Below are 22299 nucleotides of genomic sequence, written 5' to 3' on the forward strand. Positions count from 1 at the left end.
AACTAATCCTTCTTAATAATTAAAAATTATTCTTCGGACTCCTGAGCAGAATTATTCAGCTCTTCGTTCTGCTGCGATGATGCTGATTCCACATCATCATCTTCAGTTTCAGCTATTCGTTGCAGACCCACAACTTTTTCGTTATCGGCTGTGCGAATCAGCCTTACACCTTGTGTATTTCGACCGACAATACTTACTTCTGAAACGCGTGTGCGTACTAACGTTCCGGCATCGGTAATTAGCATGATTTGGTCAGTTTCATCCACTTGTACGGCACCAACCACAGCGCCATTTCGTTCACTAACTTTGATCGAAATCACCCCTTTTGTTGCCCGCGATTTAGTCGGATATAGCTCTTGTTGAGTACGCTTACCATAACCATTTTGCGTTGCGGTTAAAATCGCACCATTGCCTCGAGGAACGATAAGTGATACTACTTTATCATCACTTTCAAGTTTAATGCCACGCACACCTGCAGCGGTACGCCCCATTGCTCGAACTTTATTAGCTGGGAAGCGAACAACTTTACCATTAGCAGAGAACAACATGATGTCTTCCGTATCAGAAACTTGAGTGATTTCGTCATCATCTGACTCAATGTCTTCATTCACTACATCATCATTCAGTTCTTCATCATCAATGACTGATGATTCATTGCTCGTTAAATCGACACCGATTAACTCATCATCATCACGTAAGTTGATTGCAATAATTCCACCACTACGTGGGCGACTAAATTCAATAAGAGAAGTTTTCTTCACCGTTCCTTGAGCAGTCGCCATAAATACGCAATGTTCATCGTCAAATTCCCGAACGGGTAAAATTGCGGTGATACGTTCATTTTCTTCAAGTGGTAATAAATTAATAATTGGACGACCACGAGATCCACGACTTGCCTCAGGTAATTGATAAACTTTCATCCAATATAAGCGACCACGGCTTGAGAAGCATAAAATAGTGTCATGGGTATTAGCAACTAATAATTTTTCAACAAAATCTTCTTCTTTGATTTTGGTTGCTGATTTACCTTTACCACCACGCCGTTGGGCTTCATAGTCTGAAAGCGGTTGATATTTCACATACCCTTGATGAGAAAGGGTAACAACAACATCTTCTTGTGCAATCAGATCTTCAATATTGATATCCGCACTACTTGCCGTAATTTCCGTTCGTCTTGCATCTTGGAACTGATCGCGTATCGCTTCAAGCTCTTCACGTATCACCTCCATTAATCTTTCAGGACTTGCCAGAATATATAATAGTTCACCAATTTGAACTAATAATTCTTTATATTCATCAAGAATTTTTTCATGTTCAAGTCCGGTTAAACGATGCAAACGAAGATCTAAAATTGCTTGAGCTTGCGCCTCAGAAAGATAATAGTGACCGTCACGGATACCGAATTCTGGTGCCAAATCTTCTGGACGAGCAGCATCATCGCCTGCTTTTTCAAGCATTGCCGCGACATTTCCAAGTTGCCAAGCTTGAGATAAAAGTTTACCTTTCGCTTCAGCTGGTGTTGCAGCTGCCCGAATTAATTCAATCACAGGGTCAATATTGGCAAGTGCAATCGCTAGACCTTCTAATACATGAGCACGTTCACGCGCTTTACGCAATTCGTAAATAGTACGACGTGTTACAACCTCACGACGATGAAGCACAAAAGCTTCGATCATTTCACGTAAATTTAACAGCTTTGGTTGACCTTTATGTAAAGCCACCATATTGATACCAAACGAGACTTGTAATTGGGTTAATGAGAAAAGATTATTCAGTACAACTTCACCCACCGCATCTCGTTTAATTTCGATGACTATGCGCATGCCATCTTTATCCGATTCATCACGCAAAGCAGAAATGCCTTCAACTTTCTTATCTTTGACTAATTCAGCAATTTTTTCGATGAGTTTTTTCTTGTTAACTTGATAGGGTATTTCATTAACAATAATTGTTTCACGACCACTGTGGTCATCAACTTCAATGGTTGCTTTAGAACGAATATAGATAATTCCACGGCCAGTACGATAAGCATTTTCTATGCCTTTTCGACCGTTTATTAATGCTGCGGTTGGAAAATCAGGCCCCTGAATATGTTCCATTAACCCTTCAATTGAGATATTTTCATCTTCAATATAAGCAAGGCATCCATTAATAACTTCTGTAAGGTTATGCGGTGGGATATTGGTCGCCATACCTACAGCAATTCCTGATGATCCATTAATTAATAAGTTAGGAATACGTGTTGGTAACACATCAGGAATCATTTCTGATCCGTCATAGTTCGGTGAAAAATCGACGGTTTCTTTATCAAGATCTGTCAGTAATGCACCTGCAAACTTTTGCATACGAATTTCGGTATAACGCATTGCTGCTGCCGAATCACCATCAACCGATCCGAAGTTACCTTGACCATCAACCAGCATATAACGCAGTGAAAATGGCTGTGCCATACGTACAATTGTGTCATAAACAGCTGAGTCACCATGCGGATGGTATTTACCGATTACATCCCCAACTACACGAGCTGATTTTCGATAAGGTTTATTCCAATCATACCCCGCTTCATGCATGGCAAATAAAACACGTCGGTGAACAGGCTTTAAACCGTCACGAACATCAGGCAGTGCACGCCCGACGATTACAGACATAGCATAATCAAGGTAAGAGGATTTTAGTTCATCTTCAATGTTAACGGGAGTTATTTCTTTGGCTAGTTCGGTCATAACACCAAGTTCTCTTATTAATATAAATCATTAAAACAGCTTATAATTATAGCATATTATTCGCTATTATTGCAGAACTAAACTGTTTTTATTTTCATTATTAAGTATGATTAAACAAAGTATTTTCAATTAATTGGCATAAACAGTTTAAAATCATAGCATGCATCTCATAAGCCATCACTTTTTTGTAGGTCGGAATTCTAATTTCAATATCATTTTGACCTAATAAACCTATTACCTCACCACCATCAAAAGCTGTTAGAGCAACAATTTTCATATCTTTAATGACCGCTTCTTGTACAGCTCGGATGATTGCTTTACTGTTTCCTTGGCAAGTTGCCACGATTAATATATCGCCTTGTTGTCCTAATGCTTGTATTTGACGTGCATAAATCTCTTCATGATTTTTAATTGCACTTAATAAAACATTATCAGACACTAAAGCGATAGCTGGGATACTAGGTCTTTCAATATCAATACTGGTAATTAATCGAGAAGTAAAACTTTGGACATTCGCAGCCGAAGAGCCATTACCACAACTCATAATTTTATTACCATTGAGTAATCCTTCAACAATGATGTTAGCCGCTTTCTCAATTGAGGAACCTAAGGATTCAGCCATCACAATTTGGGTTTGAATACTTTCTGTAAAATAATTTTTAATTAAATCTTGCACGTCTTCACCTAAATATTAAAACGCATTAATAATCCATTGCTGGCTTTTTCCTGTGATAGCAAATACATCAAATCGAAATTCTGTTTCTTCAATATTTAAATTTTGCGCGATCATCCAAAGTTGTGCTGCCTGTTTAATTTTATTTTGTTTATCAGGCGTTATCGTCATTTCTGCATGACCAAAATGGGCATTTTTTCGATAGCGCACTTCTATAAAAACAAGACATTGTTTGTCACGCATAACCAAATCAAGTTCCCCAAAGCGAAATTGACTATTTTTAGCTATAAGCGTTAAACCTTGCTCAAGCAGATACTGGCAAGCAATATTTTCATAATGCTCACCAATTTTCTTATTATTGATTTTCGGAGTTAGACGTACTTGCACCATAGGTGTATTGTTGCCAAGACAATGAACGAATCACTTCACACCCATCTGTCGTTGATAATCGACCAGTCATACCATCTAATAAATCAGATTGATGTGAATTTAATTGATTAAAACGATTTGCAAGTCGCCAAGCATCAACTCCCATCGCATAAAAACGCATCAACGAATAATCTTTTTGAATATTGCTTGGTAAATCAATTGTCGCGTTTGATTGATTTATAATTAAAGGAATTTCTGCATATTGTGTCTGATTTAAGTCATAATAAAAATCATTGGATGCATTAGTCACATGGCTTTTTGAGCTAGAATAAATATTTATACCGTTCTTTGAAGAATTTCCTATTGGCTTATTTGCCCCCATATCTAGCATTGGTTTTAGCAGGGTGAGTTCATCATAAGAAGAATAAATATAAATTGCATCAAAATCAGAAGCATTACTGACAGAAGATGTTGAATTAGCATAATCATCATTCAATATTATTGGAGATCCGACTAAGTTAATACCTATATTATTATTCATGCTATCGCTTAACGATTTAGTATTACCAAAATATTGAACATAAGCTTGGGAACTATTGACAGATAATTGAGACCATTGCTTTGCAAAACTCTGAGCAACTCGTTTACCTAGTTCATTTTGTGGTACTAATAATAGTGGTTTTACTTTATTCTCTGAAAAGATATGGTTTGCAGCATCAATAGCTTCATCTTCAGGTGATAAAGCAAAAAAACACATTTTTGCAGATGAGGCATTTTTGTTATCAATTTTATTTAACGCCAAAACGGGGATGTTAGGTGCTAACTGTTTTATAGTATTTACATCAGATTTTAGTAAAGGTCCGACAATTAACTCAACTTTCTGTTCTTTTGCTTGTTGTATCAATGTATCTAAAGCCCCACTAGTTGTGTCTACTACAACAATATTTTGTTGAGGTTCCTGCGGATAATATTTTATGGCATCGATATAGCCTTGACGAATAGTTTCACCAAATACTCGAGAAGAGCCGTTCAATGGTAATAATAAAGCAACCTTTTTAGCATTTGCATCCGCAACAGTCAGCATTTGCTCTCCTGTTAACATTGATACTAAAGCTATAGCAGGGTGATTAGGGTATCGAGTTGCCCAATCTTGGATTGCTTGTGTAAATAGTTCTTTTTGATTCTGTTCATTAGTACCAATAATTTCAGAATTTTCGCCTTGCGGTTTTGCTGCACCTTTATTATTTTTTTGGTAGACAGAATTTAGCTCAAGCCACCCTTGAAGTATAATATCATCAGCTGAAACAGTTATTTTACGAATCTGATCAACTCTTAATTTGTTAAAAAAACTCCATGTACTACTTAATATCTGTTTTTGTTGACCTTTTGAAGCATATTTACCTAACTCAATGTAATCTTGCACTTGAGCATTTATATTTTTATTTTTTTTGTCTATTGCTAGTTTGATAGTGTAGTAGCGAAATAGTTGGGAATTATTTAACTCATTGATGGACAAATCAGCAAGTTTAAAACCTTTTCCAGTTTTTACAGCAATTTCACCTTGTGATAAAGTTTTTTCAATTTGTTGCTCAGAATTTAACTCAGAAGGTAAGCTAGATAAGAGTTTGTTAGCTTGTGAAATTTTATTTTCTTGTATTAATGCACGAACAGCTAATAATTGCCAATTCGTTTTTGCATTACCGGAACTAGATTCTACTTTAGATAAATAATAATTTGAATCTTTGCTATCATCAAAGTCAGAAGTGCGTTTCGATAGATTACTCGGACATCCAGCCAGAAATGTCAATAATGCTAAAATTAATATCGTATAAAGAGATCGTTTTATATTCATACCTATTCTCGTGTAAACTGTTATTTTAAAATTCCTTGTACATGAACGGTAACGTTTCCCTATCATGATAAAGTTATTTAGCCAAAACTAAAGCCCAATAATGTTACTATGGGCAAATAAAGATAAAAAAATATAAATTTTTACTAACTAATCATTGCGATATAGTAAACAATTACATTGTTCAAACCCTATCAAATAATATTCGCTAATATTAAGCTTTTTAGGTTAAAAATTAAAGTCATCTATGCAAGAATGTTTGAATGGCATTTGCAACTAGCATTGATTGATCATTATCAAATGCGCCACTATAAAAATTTTAAACTTATGACTTGATATATGGATAATACGTACCTTCCAAAAATATCGTCATATTTTAAATAATCAATTTTTTAATTATTAAATTTAGACAGTTTAACAGCAAAACAAAACAGTTATCATTATTTATGAAACATTATATATTTCATAAATAATACTAATAAAGATCGTGTTATATATTAGTTCTTACGTTCAAGGATTTTTTATCCCCAAATTCGTTGTACATGAACCGTAATTTCTTCTCGATCATGATAAAGCTGTTTAGCTTGAATTTGAACATTAATCTGATTGTTATTTAGAATGTTATTGAGTAATTGTAAATTTTGTTTTACTTCTTCATAACGTTTCTTCATGGGTAATTTAAGATTAAAAATTGTCTCTCGACACCACCCATTGATAAGCCATTTAGCAATTAATTCTGTTACTTTTGACGGTTTTTCAACCATGTCACAAACTAACCAATAGATGTTATGCTTTTTAGGCATAAATTTAAAGCCATCTTCGCGAAAATGTTTAACTTGTCCGGTTTCCATAAGCTTTGCATCCATTGGACCATTATCTACGGCATAAACCATCATACTTCGTTTAACAAGCTGATATGTCCATCCACCAGGACAAGCGCCTAAATCAACAGCATTTACTCCACCTTTTAGCCTTTCATCCCACTCTTCATAGGGAATAAAAATATGAAAAGCTTCTTCAAGTTTTAATGTAGAACGACTTGGGGCATCAGCAGGAAATTTTAACCGAGGTATCCCCATGTAAAACGGTGAATTATTTCCGCTTAGTGAATAACCGACATAACAACTATGATTATTAATAAATAATACATGAATGACTGGACGAGCTGGATTTTGAATCTTTAATAAAATCCGTTTATTTCTCAAGGTTTGACGAAGTGGAACAGTAAATTTTCGGCAAAAACCAGCCAACTCTTTACCCTCATTGGTATCAGCCACTTCTACCCTTAAATCGCCAGCTTTGTCAATACACCCTGTTAACGCTTCAACAATTGGGGTAATGCGATCATCTGTTGGCAAATCAACTAATAGATCCCCTGAAACAAACATTTGACGTGCAAATATAAGTGTTCTAAAAGGTAATTCTTTGATTAACTCTTGGGCATCACCGGTTTGATAGCATTCAAAGACAACATAACCACTGTTGTCTTGGGCTTTAGCAAACCCAAAGATCCCTTTTTGAGCTGCTCTATCTGTGATTTCAGCAGCACACTCTTTTTCAAAACCAATGCGACAATAGAGAATAATCTTATTTAATTTTTGCATATTATTTCTTTAACTCTTTTTTCTAATACCTTAAAAAATAGCTTTATTAGTCAGATTGTACACTATTGGTATATAACGGTGCTTCACCTTTTGGACGTGTTTTAAATCTTCGATGCAACCACATATACTGTTCTGGTGCTTTTAAAATTTCTTGTTCTATGGCTTTATTCATAAAGGTTGCAGCTTGCACATCATCATCCATAGGAAAATCACTAAGCTGAGGCGTAACATAAACAGTATAATGCCCATTTTTTTCACGTTTTGGGGTAAAAGGGATGATTGCAGGTTGACCAAGTTTAACCAAAATGCGCGTACCTATCGTCGTTGCAGCTTTTTCCACGGAAAAGAAAGGTGCAAATACGCTATTTTTAGGACCATAATCATGATCAGGTGCATACCAAAGTAACTCTCCTTTTTTTAATGCACGAATCATACCTTTCGTATTATATCTATCTAACATGTATTTATTTGATTTTAAACGTCCTTTTAGCTGAACATAATCCATAACGGGATTGTCATTCGGACGATATACACCTACCCCTGGATGACTCATACCCAAAATACGTGCACCTAATTCTAAGGTTAGAAAATGGATACCGATCAGTAATACACCTTTGCCAGCCTGTTGAATTTCTGTAATATGTGAATCCCCAACAATTGAAGACTGCTTAGCCAGTCGCTTATTTGACCAAAACCAAGCCATGCCAGTTTCAAAAATTGCTAAACCAGTTGATATAAAATTTTCACGTAACAACCGATCACGTTCTTGCTGTGATTTATCTGGAAAACAGAGCTTTAGATTCTGTCTTGCTGTTTCTTTACGTTTGCCAATTAATTTCATTGATATCAACCCCAATCCTTTACCTAATTGATAAATAATTGGGTATGGCAATAATACGATAAGATACAAAAGACCAATTCCAAACCACGTCAACCAATAACGTGGATGTAAAAGGTGCTTAGTAAAGACTGGGCGAATTTCCTGATTTTGACTCATATAAAAAGTAAGTTATTATTAATAACAAAGTAAACTATTATATACCATATCTTGGTTTTGGTGGCAGAAAAATCAAGCTTAGCCTTAACCCAGATATTTATGACTAGTTGCCATTATTTATTAATAAGATGGTTAGAAATAGAAATTGGGGATTAATTGAGCTATCCCCACATATTTGTAAGACAATTTAGTTTTTATAAACTAAATCAGTTAAAATTTTTAATACCAATCAAACCGCAACAGGTGCTTTAATAGCTGGATAAGGGTCATAATCAACAATTTCAAAATCTTCAAATTCGTAATCAAAAATTGTTGGTGGCTTACGTCTAATTTTAAGCTTTGGTAAAGCTCGTGGTTCTCGACTCAACTGTAAATGCGTTTGTTCCATATGATTTGAATATAAATGGGTATCGCCACCCGTCCAAACAAAATCCCCCACTTCAAGATCACATTGTTGAGCAATCATATGTACTAACAATGAATAGCTTGCAATATTAAATGGTAAGCCTAAAAATACATCACATGAACGCTGATAAAGTTGGCATGATAATTTTCCATTTGCAACATAAAATTGGAAAAAAGCATGACATGGCGCTAATGCCATTTGATCTAACTCTCCTACATTCCATGCAGAAACAATCATACGTCTAGAATCGGGATCTGTTTTGATTTGTTGAATTAATTGCGATATTTGATCGACTTGCCTACCGTCAGCGGTTCCCCATGCTCGCCACTGTTTACCATAAACAGGCCCTAAGTCGCCATTCTTATCCGCCCATTCATCCCATATGGTCACTTTATTATCTTGTAAATATTTGATATTGGTATCACCCTTTAAAAACCAAAGTAATTCATGAATAATTGAACGTAAATGACATTTTTTTGTTGTTACCAATGGAAATCCTTTTTGCAAATCAAACCTCATTTGATAACCAAAAATTGATAACGTACCCGTTCCTGTTCGATCTGATTTAGGCGTACCCTCATTTAAGATTGTTTTCATCAGGTCTAAATATTGTTTCATGAATTTCTCGCTTTTTGATTAAATCGATATGCATATAACATAATTAAAGCACCACCTAGTATCATAGGTAGACATAAAATTTGTCCCATACTAATGATGTTGAAAAATAAGCCTAATTGTTCATCAGGTTGTCTATAGAATTCAATAACAAATCTAAATAGACCATAGCACAATAAAAATAATCCAGATACTGCTGCTGTTGGTCTCGGTTTTCGAATAAACAGATTTAAAATGATAAATAAAACAATTCCCTCAAAAAACATTTCATATAATTGTGAAGGATGTCTTGGAAGCATACCATTCAATTCAGTATAGAGTTTTTGCCACTCAGGATGTGATTGGACAAACATAAAATCTGCATGTGAAGATGTAGGAAACAGCATTCCAATTGATGAATTAGTTACACGTCCCCAGAGTTCGCCATTGATAAAATTTCCAAAACGCCCAAACATCAAACCGATTGGCACTAATGGTGCTACAAAATCGGCGACTTGCATAAATGTTTTATTATTTCTTTTAGCAAAAATAGCAATTACACAAATTGCACCAATCAAACCACCATGAAATGACATTCCTCCTTCCCAAACTCTAAATAAAGTTATAGGATCTTTTGTGAATGCATCGAAGTTATAAAATAAAACGTAACCTAATCGTCCCCCAATAAATAGCCCTAAAAATCCCCAAAAAAGAAGATTTTCAACTTGTTCTGCAGTCCATTGACTGTTAGGTTTTTTAGCTCTACGCTTAGCTAAATAAAGCGCTCCAAGTACACCAAATAAATACATTGCACCATACCAATGCAAAGAGATAGGGCCAATTGAAAAAGCAACTGGATCGAAATTAGGAAATTGTAAATATTGATTCATTTTTTATTACGCTGTTTATTTTTTCGTTTATGAACAAAGGAATTTGATCGTTTTTTAATATTATTAGTTGTTGGACACTCAACATCCGATTGTATAGCAAATACTGGTAGCGAAAATTCTTTCATCGCTTTTCTATATACATCCCGTTTGAACGCTATAACTTGTCTAATAGGATACCAATAGCTAACCCATTTCCAGTCATCGAATTCAGGTGTAGCAGAAACATTTAAATTAATAACAGAAATATCTGATAATAATTCTAACAAAAACCATTTTTGCTTCTGTCCTATACAAACTGGTTGATTTTCCCATCGAATCATCCGTTTGGGTAATTTGTACCTGAGCCAACCGTTAGTTGAAGATATAATTTTTACATCTCTTGGAAGTAACCCTACTTCTTCATTTAATTCACGAAACATTGCCTGTTCAGGCGTCTCATTTGGTTTTATTCCGCCCTGAGGAAATTGCCAAGAATTCTGCCCGTAACGACGAGCCCATAATACTTGTCCTTGACGATTACAAATAACTATTCCTACATTCGGACGGTAGCCATCATTGTCAATCACTGACTACCTCAAAAAATCTATTTCATATAACTAAATTGTTTCATACATACAACAATAAATAAATAGAAAAATGATATTATCCGAGAAATATGTTATTAAAAAGATTAGTTTTAACCATTTATAGCAGTTTTATATTTTACAAAAACTATTTTTAAATCCATAAAATTATAAATTAATTTAGAATTCTGATAAGTTAAATGATTGTTAAATTATATTAAAACAACTAATTGAATATTAGGCATATGATGGAAAAACAATGATATTATTTTTTATGAAAATTAAGACTAATTTGCATGTTTTGTTAGAGTTGATTATTTACTAAAGTATAGACAGTAAATGAAGTATCGTTTTAGTTGAAAACTGTTAAACCATAGATAGCAAAAAAGCCCAGCATCTCTGCTGGGCTCTCGCACTTATTTAAAAGTCTGGCGGCACCCTACTCTCACATGGGTAATACCCACACTACCATCGGCACTACGGCGTTTCACTTCTGAGTTCGGCATGGGGTCAGGTGGGACCACCGCGCTATTACCGCCAGACATATCCTGTCTTCTCTTTCTCTATTGATGTACATTATCTCATCTTTACATCAATTCCTCAATCCGGAACAAACTGTTTCTACATTCTTTAACCATCTTTCGACGATTTTCTCTTCTCTCTCGCGTATCCAAAACAACTCCGAGTTGTAAGGTTAAGACTCTCGGTTCATTAGTATCAGTTAGCTCAATGTATCACTACACTTACACACCTGACCTATCTACGTCTTAGTCTCAAACGGACCTTACTGATTCTCATCAGGGAAAACTCATCTCGAGGCTAGTTTCGTACTTAGATGCTTTCAGCACTTATCTATTCCGCACGTAGCTACCGGGCAATGCAATTGGCATCACAACCCGTACACCAGCGGTGCGTTCACTTCGGTCCTCTCGTACTAGAAGCAAACCCTCTCAATTTTCCTACGCCCATGGCAGATAGGGACCGAACTGTCTCACGACGTTCTAAACCCAGCTCGCGTACCACTTTAAACGGCGAACAGCCGTACCCTTGGGACCTACTTCAGCCCCAGGATGTGATGAGCCGACATCGAGGTGCCAAACACCGCCGTCGATATGAACTCTTGGGCGGTATCAGCCTGTTATCCCCGGAGTACCTTTTATCCGTTGAGCGATGGCCCTTCCATTCAGAACCACCGGATCACTATGACCTACTTTCGTACCTGCTCGAGCCGTCACTCTCGCAGTCAAGCTAGCTTTTGCCATTGCACTAACCTCCTGATGTCCGACCAGGATTAGCTAACCTTCGTGCTCCTCCGTTACTCTTTGGGAGGAGACCGCCCCAGTCAAACTACCCACCAGACAGTGTCCCTTACCTCGATTCAGAAGTATAGGTTAGAACATCAAACATTAAAGGGTGGTATTTCAAGGTCGACTCCACACACACTGGCGTGCATGCTTCAAAGTCTCCCACCTATCCTACACATTAAGGCTCAATGTTCACTGTCAAGCTATAGTAAAGGTTCACGGGGTCTTTCCGTCTTGCCACGGGTACACCGCATCTTCACGGCGATTTCAATTTCACTGAGTCTCGGGTGGAGACAGCCTGGCCATCATTACGCCATTCGTGCAGGTCGGAACTTACCCGACAAGGAATTTCGCTACCTTAGGACCGTTATAGTTACGGCCGCCGTTTACTGGGGCTTCGATCAAGAGCTTCTGCTTACGCATAACCCCATCAATTAACCTTCCAGCACCGGGCAGGCGTCACACCGTATACGTCCACTTTCGTGTTTGCACAGTGCTGTGTTTTTATTAAACAGTTGCAGCCAGCTGGTATCTTCGACTGATTTCACCTCCATCCGCACGGGACTTCAATTACCATCAGCGTGCCTTCTCCCGAAGTTACGGCACCATTTTGCCTAGTTCCTTCACCCGAGTTCTCTCAAGCGCCTGAGTATTCTCTACCTGACCACCTGTGTCGGTTTCGGGTACGATTAACTATAACCTGAAGCTTAGAGGATTTTCCTGGAAGCAGGGCATCAATTACTTCACTACCTTAGTAGCTCGTCATCACGCCTCAGGGTCTCAGTGACCGGATTTGCCTAATCACACCCCTACACGCTTAACCCACCATCCAATAGGTGGTAAACCTAGCCTTCTTCGTCCCCCCATCGCAGTTATAGCCAGTACGGGAATATTAACCCGTTTCCCATCAGATACGCCCTTCGGCCTCTCCTTAGGGGTCGACTCACCCTGCCCCGATTAACGTTGGACAGGAACCCTTGGTCTTCCGGCGAGCGGGCTTTTCACCCGCTTTATCGTTACTTATGTCAGCATTCGCACTTCTGATACCTCCAGCATGCCTCACAACACACCTTCTACGGCTTACAGAACGCTCCCCTACCCAATACACTTGCGTGCACTGCCGCAGCTTCGGTGCATAGTTTTAGCCCCGTTACATCTTCCGCGCAGGCCGACTCGACTAGTGAGCTATTACGCTTTCTTTAAATGATGGCTGCTTCTAAGCCAACATCCTAGCTGTCTAAGCCTTCCCACTTCGTTTCCCACTTAACTATGACTTGGGGACCTTAGCTGGCGGTCTGGGTTGTTTCCCTCTTCACGACGAACGTTAGCACCCGCCGTGTGTCTCCCATGATTAAACTTGTCAGTATTCGGAGTTTGCATCGGGTTGGTAAGCCGGGATGGCCCCCTAGCCGAAACAGTGCTCTACCCCCAACAGTTATACATGAGGCGCTACCTAAATAGCTTTCGGGGAGAACCAGCTATCTCCCGGTTTGATTGGCCTTTCACCCCCAGCCACAGGTCATCCGCTAATTTTTCAACATTAGTCGGTTCGGTCCTCCAGTTAGTGTTAACCAACCTTCAACCTGCCCATGGCTAGATCACCGGGTTTCGGGTCTATACCCTGCAACTTAACGCACAGTTAATACTCGGTTTCCCTTCGGCTCCCCTATTCGGTTAACCTTGCTACAGAATATAAGTCGCTGACCCATTATACAAAAGGTACGCAGTCACACATACCCAACGGTACATGCTCCCACTGATTGTACGTACACGGTTTCAGGGTCTATTTCACTCCCCTCCCGGGGTTCTTTTCGCCTTTCCCTCACGGTACTGGTTCACTATCGGTCAATCAGGAGTATTTAGCCTTGGAGGATGGTCCCCCCATCTTCAGACAGGATATCACGTGTCCCGCCCTACTCTTCAAGCTTCCACATAATCCACCTTCGTGTACGGGACTTTCACCCTCTATCGTGCGACTTTCCAGACGCTTCCACTGATACATTATGCTACCCGCTTTGGGCTCCTCCCCTTTCGCTCGCCGCTACTAGGGGAATCTCGGTTGATTTCTTTTCCTCGGGGTACTTAGATGTTTCAGTTCTCCCGGTTCGCCTCATCTGACTATGTATTCATCAGATGATAGTGCAGTCACCTGCACTGGGTTTCCCCATTCGGACATCGACGGCTATAACGCCTTTTATCAGCTCACCGTCGCTTTTCGCAGATTAACACGTCCTTCTTCGCCTCTGATTGCCTAGGCATCCACCGTGTACGCTTAATTTCTTAACCTTACAACTCACAGTTGTCTTGGTTTCTATTACGCTTTTTTCTCTTTTCTACTTCATAACATCCATACTTTCGTATCAATGCCTTCCGTAAAAACGAGAACTCGTTTCTTTCAGCTTGTTCCTAATTGTTAAAGAGCTTTATCTTTCTATTTACTCATATAAGTAAATACAAACATAATTTAATTCAAAAGAGACGGCTTTAATGGTGGAGCTAAGCGGGATCGAACCGCTGGCCTCCTGCGTGCAAGGCAGGCGCTCTCCCAGCTGAGCTATAGCCCCATTGTTTTCACTTCTTCAACGCCTCAAACTTCCGCTCAATGCCGTTGAATTGGTGGGTCTGAGTGGACTTGAACCACCGACCTCACCCTTATCAGGGGTGCGCTCTAACCACCTGAGCTACAGACCCAATAAAGTGACTCTTTCTAAACAAACAATCTGTGTGAACACTTACGAGCGCTTCGTAAGGAGGTGATCCAACCGCAGGTTCCCCTACGGTTACCTTGTTACGACTTCACCCCAGTCATGAATCACACCGTGGTAAACGCCCTCCCGAAGGTTAAGCTATCTACTTCTGGTGCAACCCACTCCCATGGTGTGACGGGCGGTGTGTACAAGGCCCGGGAACGTATTCACCGTGACATTCTGATTCACGATTACTAGCGATTCCGACTTCATGGAGTCGAGTTGCAGACTCCAATCCGGACTTAGACGTACTTTCTGAGGTCCGCTTGCTCTCGCGAGGTCGCCTCCCTTTGTATACGCCATTGTAGCACGTGTGTAGCCCTGGTCGTAAGGGCCATGATGACTTGACGTCGTCCCCACCTTCCTCCGCTTTATCAACGGCAGTCTCCTTTGAGTTCCCGACCTAATCGATGGCAACAAAGGATAAGGGTTGCGCTCGTTGCGGGACTTAACCCAACATTTCACAACACGAGCTGACGACAGCCATGCAGCACCTGTCTCACAGTTCCCGAAGGCACTCCAGCATCTCTGCCAGATTCTGTGGATGTCAAGACCAGGTAAGGTTCTTCGCGTTGCATCGAATTAAACCACATGCTCCACCGCTTGTGCGGGCCCCCGTCAATTCATTTGAGTTTTAACCTTGCGGCCGTACTCCCCAGGCGGTCGATTTATCGCGTTAGCTTCGGAGCCCATCACTCAGGGCAACAAACTCCAAATCGACATCGTTTACAGCGTGGACTACCAGGGTATCTAATCCTGTTTGCTCCCCACGCTTTCGCATCTCAGCGTCAGTATCTGTCCAGAAGGCCGCCTTCGCCACCGGTATTCCTCCACATCTCTACGCATTTCACCGCTACACGTGGAATTCTACCTTCCTCTACAATACTCCAGATAACCAGTTTTAAGTGCAATTCCCAGGTTGAGCCCGGGGCTTTCACACCTAACTTAATTATCCGCCTACATGCCCTTTACGCCCAGTCATTCCGATTAACGCTCGCACCCTCCGTATTACCGCGGCTGCTGGCACGGAGTTAGCCGGTGCTTCTTCTGTAGCTAACGTCAACTGCATGCACTTTTCATACACACAACTTCCTCACTACCGAAAGTACTTTACAACCCGAAGGCCTTCTTCATACACGCGGCATGGCTGCATCAGGGTTCCCCCCATTGTGCAATATTCCCCACTGCTGCCTCCCGTAGGAGTCTGGACCGTGTCTCAGTTCCAGTGTGGCTGGTCATCCTCTCAGACCAGCTAGAGATCGTCGCCTTGGTGAGCCTTTACCCCACCAACTAGCTAATCCCATATGGGTTCATCAAATGGCGCACGTCCTTTCGGAACCGTACTTTGGTCTCTCAACTTTATGCGGTATTAGCAGTCGTTTCCAACTGTTGTCCCCCTCCATTTGGCAGATCCCCATACTTTACTCACCCGTCCGCCACTCGTCATCAAGTGCAAGCACTCATGTTACCGTTCGACTTGCATGTGTTAAGCCTGCCGCCAGCGTTCAATCTGAGCCATGATCAAACTCTTCAATTTAAAGTTTGATGCTCAATAACTGTTTCTGACATATTCAAATGAATCTTCAGTGTCACTTATCAAGACTTAATTTTTTGAGTCCGTAGACTTTATCTTTCGTCTCGCAAGTGCCCACACAGATTGTCTGTTTCTTCTTTTTAAAGAGCTGACAGTATTTTTTGCTTTCGCTTTTACTGTCTCAAGGGCTGCGTATACTACGCTACACCTTTTTATTCGTCAAGATCTTTTTTCAAAATTTTTGATCCTGCTCACTAACCTCTTTTACCGCCTGCTTTCGCTGACGCCGTGTCAGTGGATGCGCATTATAGGCACTTCATTTTTTTTTACAAGCGAAAAAAAACGATCTTTACACCGTTCGAGCAAGCTTTAAGCACATAAAATATTAATGGATTGATATTTATTAAGATTATATTTGACTAAATTATCAGCTAGTTTTTCAACATGTTTATTATAGTTAGTACTTATTACAATATTCTCATTAGATTGAGTGTTTATCGTATCTAAATCAAATTGTTCGTTTAGTAAATTATAAACTCGCGCAGCAATAGCATTTCCTGAATCAATAAAAGTGGTATTAGGAAAAAGTATTTCTAACTCTTCTTTAATAAATGGATAATGCGTACAACCTAATACAATGGTGTCGGGTATAATAGGGCCAGAAAGCCACGGAGCGAGTAATGTCTGTAATTGATTTATATCTACGCCGATACCTTGTAATTTATTTTCTGCAATTATTGCAAGTTCAGATAACCCAAGTAGTTTAACTGTACAGTCAGTTGCAAATTCTTGAATTAGATTTGTAGTGTAGGCGCGTTCAATGGTTGCCTTTGTTGCCAAAAGGCCAATACATTTATTTTGGGTAATTTGGCAAGCTGGTTTAATCGCAGGAACAACGCCAACAATAGGAAAAGAAAATTTTGATCTTAAGCTTGGTAAACAAATAGTACTTGCAGTATTGCATGCAATCACAGCTATATCTATTAAATAATTGTTTGAAATATGTTCTATAATAGAGTTGACTCTATCAATAAGAAATTCGGACGACTTATCGCCGTAGGGAAACATTTCATTATCAAATGCATAAATATAATGTAGATTCGGCATCTGCTTATAAATTTCGTTATATACCGATAATCCACCAATACCGGAATCAAACACTAGCACTGTAGGTGTTGTATTTTTTATTTTCATATTTTTTATGATGTTTAGCTAACAGATAAATAAAAACGAGGACTATCGTAAATTGATTAAAAATTAATGCAAGTAAATTTACTAGCTAATAATGTCATTGTTATATTGGAAAGATTTTTTAACTAGACGTCTAGATGGTAAAACTGCTAAAATAAATTTTATTTTGAGTCTATATGTTATTCGTACGAATGAATTTAAGAAGGTATTGAATGTCAGAATTTCTATTCACTTCTGAATCAGTTTCAGAAGGTCATCCAGATAAAATTGCCGATCAAATCTCGGATGCGGTACTTGATGCTATTTTAAAGCAAGATCCGAAAGCTCGTGTTGCATGTGAAACCTATGTAAAAACAGGTATGGCATTAGTTGGTGGCGAGATTACAACTTCAGCATGGGTAGATATAGAAGAATTAACCCGAAAAACAATTAGTGATATTGGATATACCAGTTCAGAAATGGGATTTGATGCTAATTCTTGTGCTGTTTTAAATGCAATTGGAAAACAATCGCCCGATATTAACCAAGGTGTTGATCGTGAGGATCCTTTAGAGCAAGGTGCAGGTGATCAGGGAATAATGTTTGGTTATGCAACTAATGAAATGCCAAACTTTATGCCAGCTGCAATCAGTTATGCTCATGATCTTATGCATCGCCAAGCTGAAGTTAGAAAAAAAGGAATACTTCCATGGTTAAGACCTGATGCCAAAAGCCAAGTAACATTAATTTATGAAAATGGCATAATTAAAGGTGTTGATACAATTGTTTTATCCACCCAACACGCAGAAGATATTGAACAAAATGCATTACATGAAGCGGTAATGGAAGAGATCATCAAACCAACCTTACCAGCTGAGTGGTTAACTTCCAGAACTAAATATTTCATCAATCCAACTGGGCGCTTTGTTATTGGCGGACCTATGGGGGATTGTGGGTTAACTGGACGTAAAATAATTGTGGATACTTATGGTGGAGCCGCTCGTCATGGTGGTGGTGCTTTTTCTGGTAAAGATCCTTCAAAAGTGGACCGTTCAGCTGCTTATGCCGCACGTTATGTTGCAAAAAATATTGTTGCTGCAGGATTAGCTGATAGATGTGAATTACAACTATCTTATGCAATTGGTATTGCAAATCCAACTTCAATTTATGTTAATACATTTGGCACGGAAAAAATTGCGCATGATAAAATTGTTGCATTAATTAAGGAATTTTTTGATTTAAGACCTTATGGACTGATTAAAATGTTGAATTTAATTCAACCAATTTACCAAAAAACAGCAAGTTATGGTCACTTTGGACGAGATATTTTCCCTTGGGAACAAACAGATAAAGCGGCTCTATTACGAGATGCAGCCGGACTTTAAACGTATCCCCATAAATTTGCATAACCAAGTAATAGCTTGCCTAAGAAAACACTTAGCGCAAGCTAATCAATTGCTAAATACTCAATTTTCAGAACCTAAAATAATCTACAAACCTAAAGGAAGTGTAGCTGGAAGTGCATTTCTCATGCGTTGGGAAATCCAATTGAATTCAACAATGCTTGCCGACAATGGACAAGTATTTATAGAAGAAGTTGTGCCCCATGAGTTAGCACATCTGATTGTTTTTAAGAAATTTGGCAAAGTAAAACCCCATGGGAAAGAATGGCAACATGTTATGTCAAATGTATTGGGTAAAAGACCAAAAACCACTCACAATTTTGAGGTAAAACGTGAATATTATTTATATTTTTGTGAGTGCCAAGAACATCATCTATCAAAAATAAGGCACAATAAAATTCAATATAATAAAATTAGTTATTTGTGTCGCAAATGCGGTACTATACTCAAACTTAAAATGTTATTTTCAGAATAAGACACTATATGTGCAAACTCGATTTTCATTTTTATAAAAGCTCAATATTTATTATTATTCTTGGCATTTTTTTCTACATTGTTGGTAATTATTACATACCTTTATACAACGGATTAGCAGTCACCTTGATAGAACACATTCAATCACTATTTTTATTATCAATGTGTTTATATACTTGGCATTATGCTAAACGAGTCACTAGCACCCCCGATATTCATATGTTTTGGATTTGGACTATATTTTGGTGGTTTATGCTTTTTGGGCGTGGCATTAGTTGGGGACGTGATTTTTTTCCAGGAGTTCCTCGATTTTATTACAAAATTATTGCAACTATTATTATTGCGATGCCTTTACTTACTCTATTTTTGCCAACAATTCGTCGTGAAATCGCTCGTCGTTATAAATTTGAAAAAATCCCTTTTTGGCATATATTTTTAGCTTTTCTTTTCTTAGGAATAGCAGATATAGCCGAACATTACCGAATAGGTCATCAATTTTTAGTCATTTATAAAGAGCGAAAAGATCTTATTGAAGAATTGATGGAGGTACCATGCTTATTGTGTTTAGCATTAACAACATTTTATATGCAGAATAATGAACAAAAGAGGTTAAATTTGTCATGTTAAGTTATCGTCATAGCTATCATGCCGGCAATCACGCCGATGTTTTAAAACATATTGTATTAACACTATGCATTGAATCATTGAAAGAAAAGGAAAAGCCCTTTATATATTTAGATACTCACAGTGGTGCAGGACGATATCTATTAAAAAGTGAACATGCTGAAAAAACGGGAGAATATTTATCTGGGATTAATTTATTATGGCAACAACCAGATCTTCCAGAACAAATTAATACTTATCTATCAATTCTTAAGCGCTACAATCCATTTGATACTTTAAAGTATTACCCTGGTTCACCTCTCATTGCTAAACAACTACTTCGGGAACAAGACAAACTTAATCTTACAGAATTACATCCAACCGATTATCCTTTGTTAAGGCAGGAATTTAATAAGGATAAACGCGCAAGAGTATTACGTGAAGATGGCTTTGCACAATTAAAATCAAAGTTACCTCCCGATTCACGTCGAGGACTAATATTAATTGATCCTTCATATGAGATCAAAGATGATTATCAAAAAATACCAACGGCAATATATGAAGCTTACAAACGATTTGCAACTGGTATTTATCTCATCTGGTATCCTGTTGTATCTCGAACACAAACACAAAAAATGATTGATGGAATTGTGAATTTAGGTATTAAACGCATTTCACAATTTGAGCTTGCATTAAAACCTGATAACAATCAAAAAGGAATGACGGCATCTGGCATGATTGTAATTAATCCACCCTGGAAGCTACACGAGCAAATGCAATCAATTATGCCATGGTTAAAAGAGACGTTGGATATAGAAAAAACAGGGAACTTCACCATTAAAGAGCTAGTATCGGAATAAAAAACTGAACTAAATGCGAGTATTTAACTCGCATTTTTATCATTCAAATTATTAATGATTTAGAAATAGTTTAGGGAAAAAAGTGGCAGGAAAATAAGTAAATCCATAAAATTACCGTTAATAATAACGATAAAAATACGGCCGCAGATCCATAATCCTTAGCTCGACCAGATAACTCATGTCTTTCACTACCGATTCTATCTACCACACATTCAATAGCACTGTTAATAAGCTCAACAATCATCACAACACCAATTGAACCCAATAATAAAATACGTTCATATATAGTAAAATCAATTAACATGACCACGATATAAGCCACAATCAGCGCCAATAATTCTTGACGAAATGCGGTTTCATATTTTATCGCTGATTTAAACCCTTTAAATGAGTATTTTGTTGCATTAATTAAACGTTTTAAACCTGTCTTTTTTTCCATAATAATAATATTCCAATATGATTATCTAGCATAACCATAGTTCATTAGGCGTTGAAATCTTCTTTCAAGTAAAACGGATAAATCCATTGCTTCAAGTTCATCAAGATCATTTATCAACTGTTTTTTTAGAGAAGCTGATACAGCTACATAATCACGATGAGCACTACCAAGAGGCTCAGGTACGACTGAATCGATTAAATTTAATTTTAACAATTTATCTGCGGTCATATTCATTGCTTCAGCTGCAACAGGAGCTTTGTCTGCACTCTTCCATAATATGGAAGCACACCCTTCAGGAGAAATAACCGAATAAGTACTGTACTGCAACATATTCACTTTATCAGCAACACCAATCGCAAGCGCTCCACCAGAACCGCCTTCACCAATAACAGTACAAATAGTAGGTACTTTAAGACGAGACATTTCGCGTAAATTTCTAGCTATCGCTTCAGCTTGTCCCCGTTCTTCAGCACCAATACCCGGGTATGCTCCTGGTGTATCAATAAAAGTAATAATGGGTAACTTAAAACGCTCAGCTAATTGCATCAAACGTAATGCTTTTCGATAACCTTCAGGCGCAGGCATACCAAAGTTACGATATATTTTTTGTTTTGTTTCACGACCTTTTTGATGACCAATAACCATTACTGGTCGATCATCAATACGAGCAATACCACCAACAATTGCTTTATCGTCAGCATAAGCACGATCACCAGCTAGCTCATCAAAATCGGTAAAAATTTCTTTGATATAATCTAACGTGTAAGGTCTATTTGGATGTCTGGCTAATTGAGCAATTTCCCAAGGGGATAAATTTGCAAATATTTTTTTTGTCAGTTCACGACTTTTTTTATTTAATTGTTTGATCTCTTTATCTAAATTGATATCTAATTCAACTTGTTGTGAATCAATATTCTTTAAGGAATTAATTTTTGCTTCTAATTCCGCTATCGGCTTTTCAAATTCCAAAAAATTGTTCATAACGCTTATGATTGCCTCTTAATTTATTTTGTATTTCTTATAAATACATTACGTAATATAGTATAAAGACTAATTCTTAAAATAAAATTAAGTCAATTTTACTATGTAATACTAAT

Annotated in this window: 16 protein-coding genes, 2 tRNA genes and 3 rRNA genes; 4 read left to right on the forward strand and 17 right to left on the reverse strand. The window is 38.0% G+C overall.

What is annotated here, in order from left to right; all coding sequences use genetic code 11:
• Positions 1 to 26: 26 nt before the first annotated feature.
• From gyrA to murI, 15 genes are all read right to left on the reverse strand, one after another.
• The gene (gene gyrA, locus GYM75_RS10820) at positions 27 to 2723 is read right to left on the reverse strand and encodes a DNA topoisomerase (ATP-hydrolyzing) subunit A (protein ID WP_220215955.1); all 2697 of its coding nucleotides are present in this window, start codon (positions 2721 to 2723) and stop codon (positions 27 to 29) included.
• A gap of 100 nt (positions 2724 to 2823) precedes the next feature.
• Entirely contained in the window at positions 2824 to 3399 is a 576-nt protein-coding gene (locus GYM75_RS10825; protein ID WP_220215956.1) for an SIS domain-containing protein, read from the reverse strand.
• Positions 3400 to 3414: 15 nt separating this feature from the next.
• Positions 3415 to 3786 (reverse strand): YraN family protein, encoded by a 372-nt coding sequence (locus GYM75_RS10830; protein ID WP_220215957.1) that lies wholly within the window; start codon positions 3784 to 3786, stop codon positions 3415 to 3417.
• Positions 3752 to 5617, reverse strand: coding sequence for a penicillin-binding protein activator (locus GYM75_RS10835; protein WP_220215958.1), 1866 nt, complete (start codon positions 5615 to 5617; stop codon positions 3752 to 3754). The genes GYM75_RS10830 and GYM75_RS10835 overlap by 35 nt, the downstream gene beginning before the upstream one ends.
• Positions 5618 to 6135: 518 nt before the next feature.
• On the reverse strand, positions 6136 to 7218 hold the full coding sequence (gene rlmM, locus GYM75_RS10840) for a 23S rRNA (cytidine(2498)-2'-O)-methyltransferase RlmM (protein ID WP_220215959.1): 1083 nt from the start codon (positions 7216 to 7218) through the stop codon (positions 6136 to 6138).
• Between the two features lie 46 nt (positions 7219 to 7264).
• Positions 7265 to 8215, reverse strand: a complete 951-nt coding sequence (locus tag GYM75_RS10845; protein ID WP_220215960.1) for a Kdo(2)-lipid IV(A) acyltransferase — start codon at positions 8213 to 8215, stop codon at positions 7265 to 7267.
• A 229-nt stretch (positions 8216 to 8444) separates the two neighbouring features.
• Entirely contained in the window at positions 8445 to 9239 is a 795-nt protein-coding gene (gene thyA / locus GYM75_RS10850) for a thymidylate synthase (RefSeq protein ID WP_220215961.1), read from the reverse strand.
• Positions 9236 to 10105 carry a prolipoprotein diacylglyceryl transferase gene (gene lgt / locus GYM75_RS10855; protein WP_220215962.1) on the reverse strand — a complete coding sequence of 290 codons (870 nt, stop codon included), beginning with the start codon at positions 10103 to 10105 and terminating at the stop codon, positions 9236 to 9238. Before lgt ends, thyA begins: the two co-directional genes overlap by 4 nt.
• Positions 10102 to 10671, reverse strand: a complete 570-nt coding sequence (gene rppH, locus GYM75_RS10860; protein WP_220215963.1) for an RNA pyrophosphohydrolase — start codon at positions 10669 to 10671, stop codon at positions 10102 to 10104. The genes lgt and rppH overlap by 4 nt, the downstream gene beginning before the upstream one ends.
• Before the next feature lie 423 nt (positions 10672 to 11094).
• A 5S ribosomal RNA gene (gene rrf, locus GYM75_RS10865) occupies positions 11095 to 11210 on the reverse strand.
• Between the two features lie 148 nt (positions 11211 to 11358).
• Positions 11359 to 14258 (reverse strand): 23S ribosomal RNA (locus tag GYM75_RS10870).
• 202 nt (positions 14259 to 14460) lie between these two features.
• Positions 14461 to 14536: transfer RNA gene (locus tag GYM75_RS10875), tRNA-Ala, on the reverse strand.
• A gap of 50 nt (positions 14537 to 14586) precedes the next feature.
• Positions 14587 to 14663 (reverse strand) — tRNA-Ile (locus tag GYM75_RS10880).
• Between the two features lie 55 nt (positions 14664 to 14718).
• Positions 14719 to 16256, reverse strand: a 16S ribosomal RNA gene (locus GYM75_RS10885).
• The 16S, 23S and 5S rRNA genes sit together here with 2 tRNA genes alongside, the layout of an rRNA operon.
• 366 nt (positions 16257 to 16622) lie before the next feature.
• Positions 16623 to 17447 (reverse strand): glutamate racemase, encoded by an 825-nt coding sequence (gene murI, locus GYM75_RS10890; protein ID WP_220215964.1) that lies wholly within the window; start codon positions 17445 to 17447, stop codon positions 16623 to 16625.
• A gap of 209 nt (positions 17448 to 17656) precedes the next feature.
• Between murI and metK the strand changes: the two genes are divergently transcribed.
• From metK to GYM75_RS10910, 4 genes are read left to right on the forward strand one after another with little or no spacing between them, the layout of a single operon-like run.
• Positions 17657 to 18808, forward strand: a complete 1152-nt coding sequence (metK, locus tag GYM75_RS10895) for a methionine adenosyltransferase (protein WP_220215965.1) — start codon at positions 17657 to 17659, stop codon at positions 18806 to 18808.
• Complete coding sequence (locus GYM75_RS10900; protein ID WP_220215966.1) at positions 18792 to 19301, forward strand: SprT family zinc-dependent metalloprotease; 510 nt, start codon at positions 18792 to 18794, stop codon at positions 19299 to 19301. Before metK ends, GYM75_RS10900 begins: the two co-directional genes overlap by 17 nt.
• A gap of 8 nt (positions 19302 to 19309) precedes the next feature.
• The gene (locus GYM75_RS10905; protein WP_220215967.1) at positions 19310 to 19927 is read left to right on the forward strand and encodes a hypothetical protein; all 618 of its coding nucleotides are present in this window, start codon (positions 19310 to 19312) and stop codon (positions 19925 to 19927) included.
• A complete protein-coding gene (locus GYM75_RS10910) occupies positions 19921 to 20763 on the forward strand; it encodes a 23S rRNA (adenine(2030)-N(6))-methyltransferase RlmJ (RefSeq protein WP_220215968.1) in 843 nt (280 codons plus the stop codon). The genes GYM75_RS10905 and GYM75_RS10910 overlap by 7 nt, the downstream gene beginning before the upstream one ends.
• A 70-nt stretch (positions 20764 to 20833) precedes the next feature.
• On the opposite strand, the gene GYM75_RS10915 is transcribed toward GYM75_RS10910, so the two are convergent.
• Both GYM75_RS10915 and accA read right to left on the reverse strand, forming a co-directional pair.
• Entirely contained in the window at positions 20834 to 21202 is a 369-nt protein-coding gene (locus tag GYM75_RS10915; RefSeq protein ID WP_220215969.1) for a diacylglycerol kinase, read from the reverse strand.
• A 21-nt stretch (positions 21203 to 21223) separates the two neighbouring features.
• Positions 21224 to 22183, reverse strand: a complete 960-nt coding sequence (gene accA, locus GYM75_RS10920) for an acetyl-CoA carboxylase carboxyl transferase subunit alpha (RefSeq protein WP_220215970.1) — start codon at positions 22181 to 22183, stop codon at positions 21224 to 21226.
• Positions 22184 to 22299: the final 116 nt, after the last annotated feature.

Origin of the sequence: Gilliamella sp. ESL0441 (assembly GCF_019469185.1) — a bacterium.
Lineage (GTDB): Bacteria > Pseudomonadota > Gammaproteobacteria > Enterobacterales > Orbaceae > Gilliamella.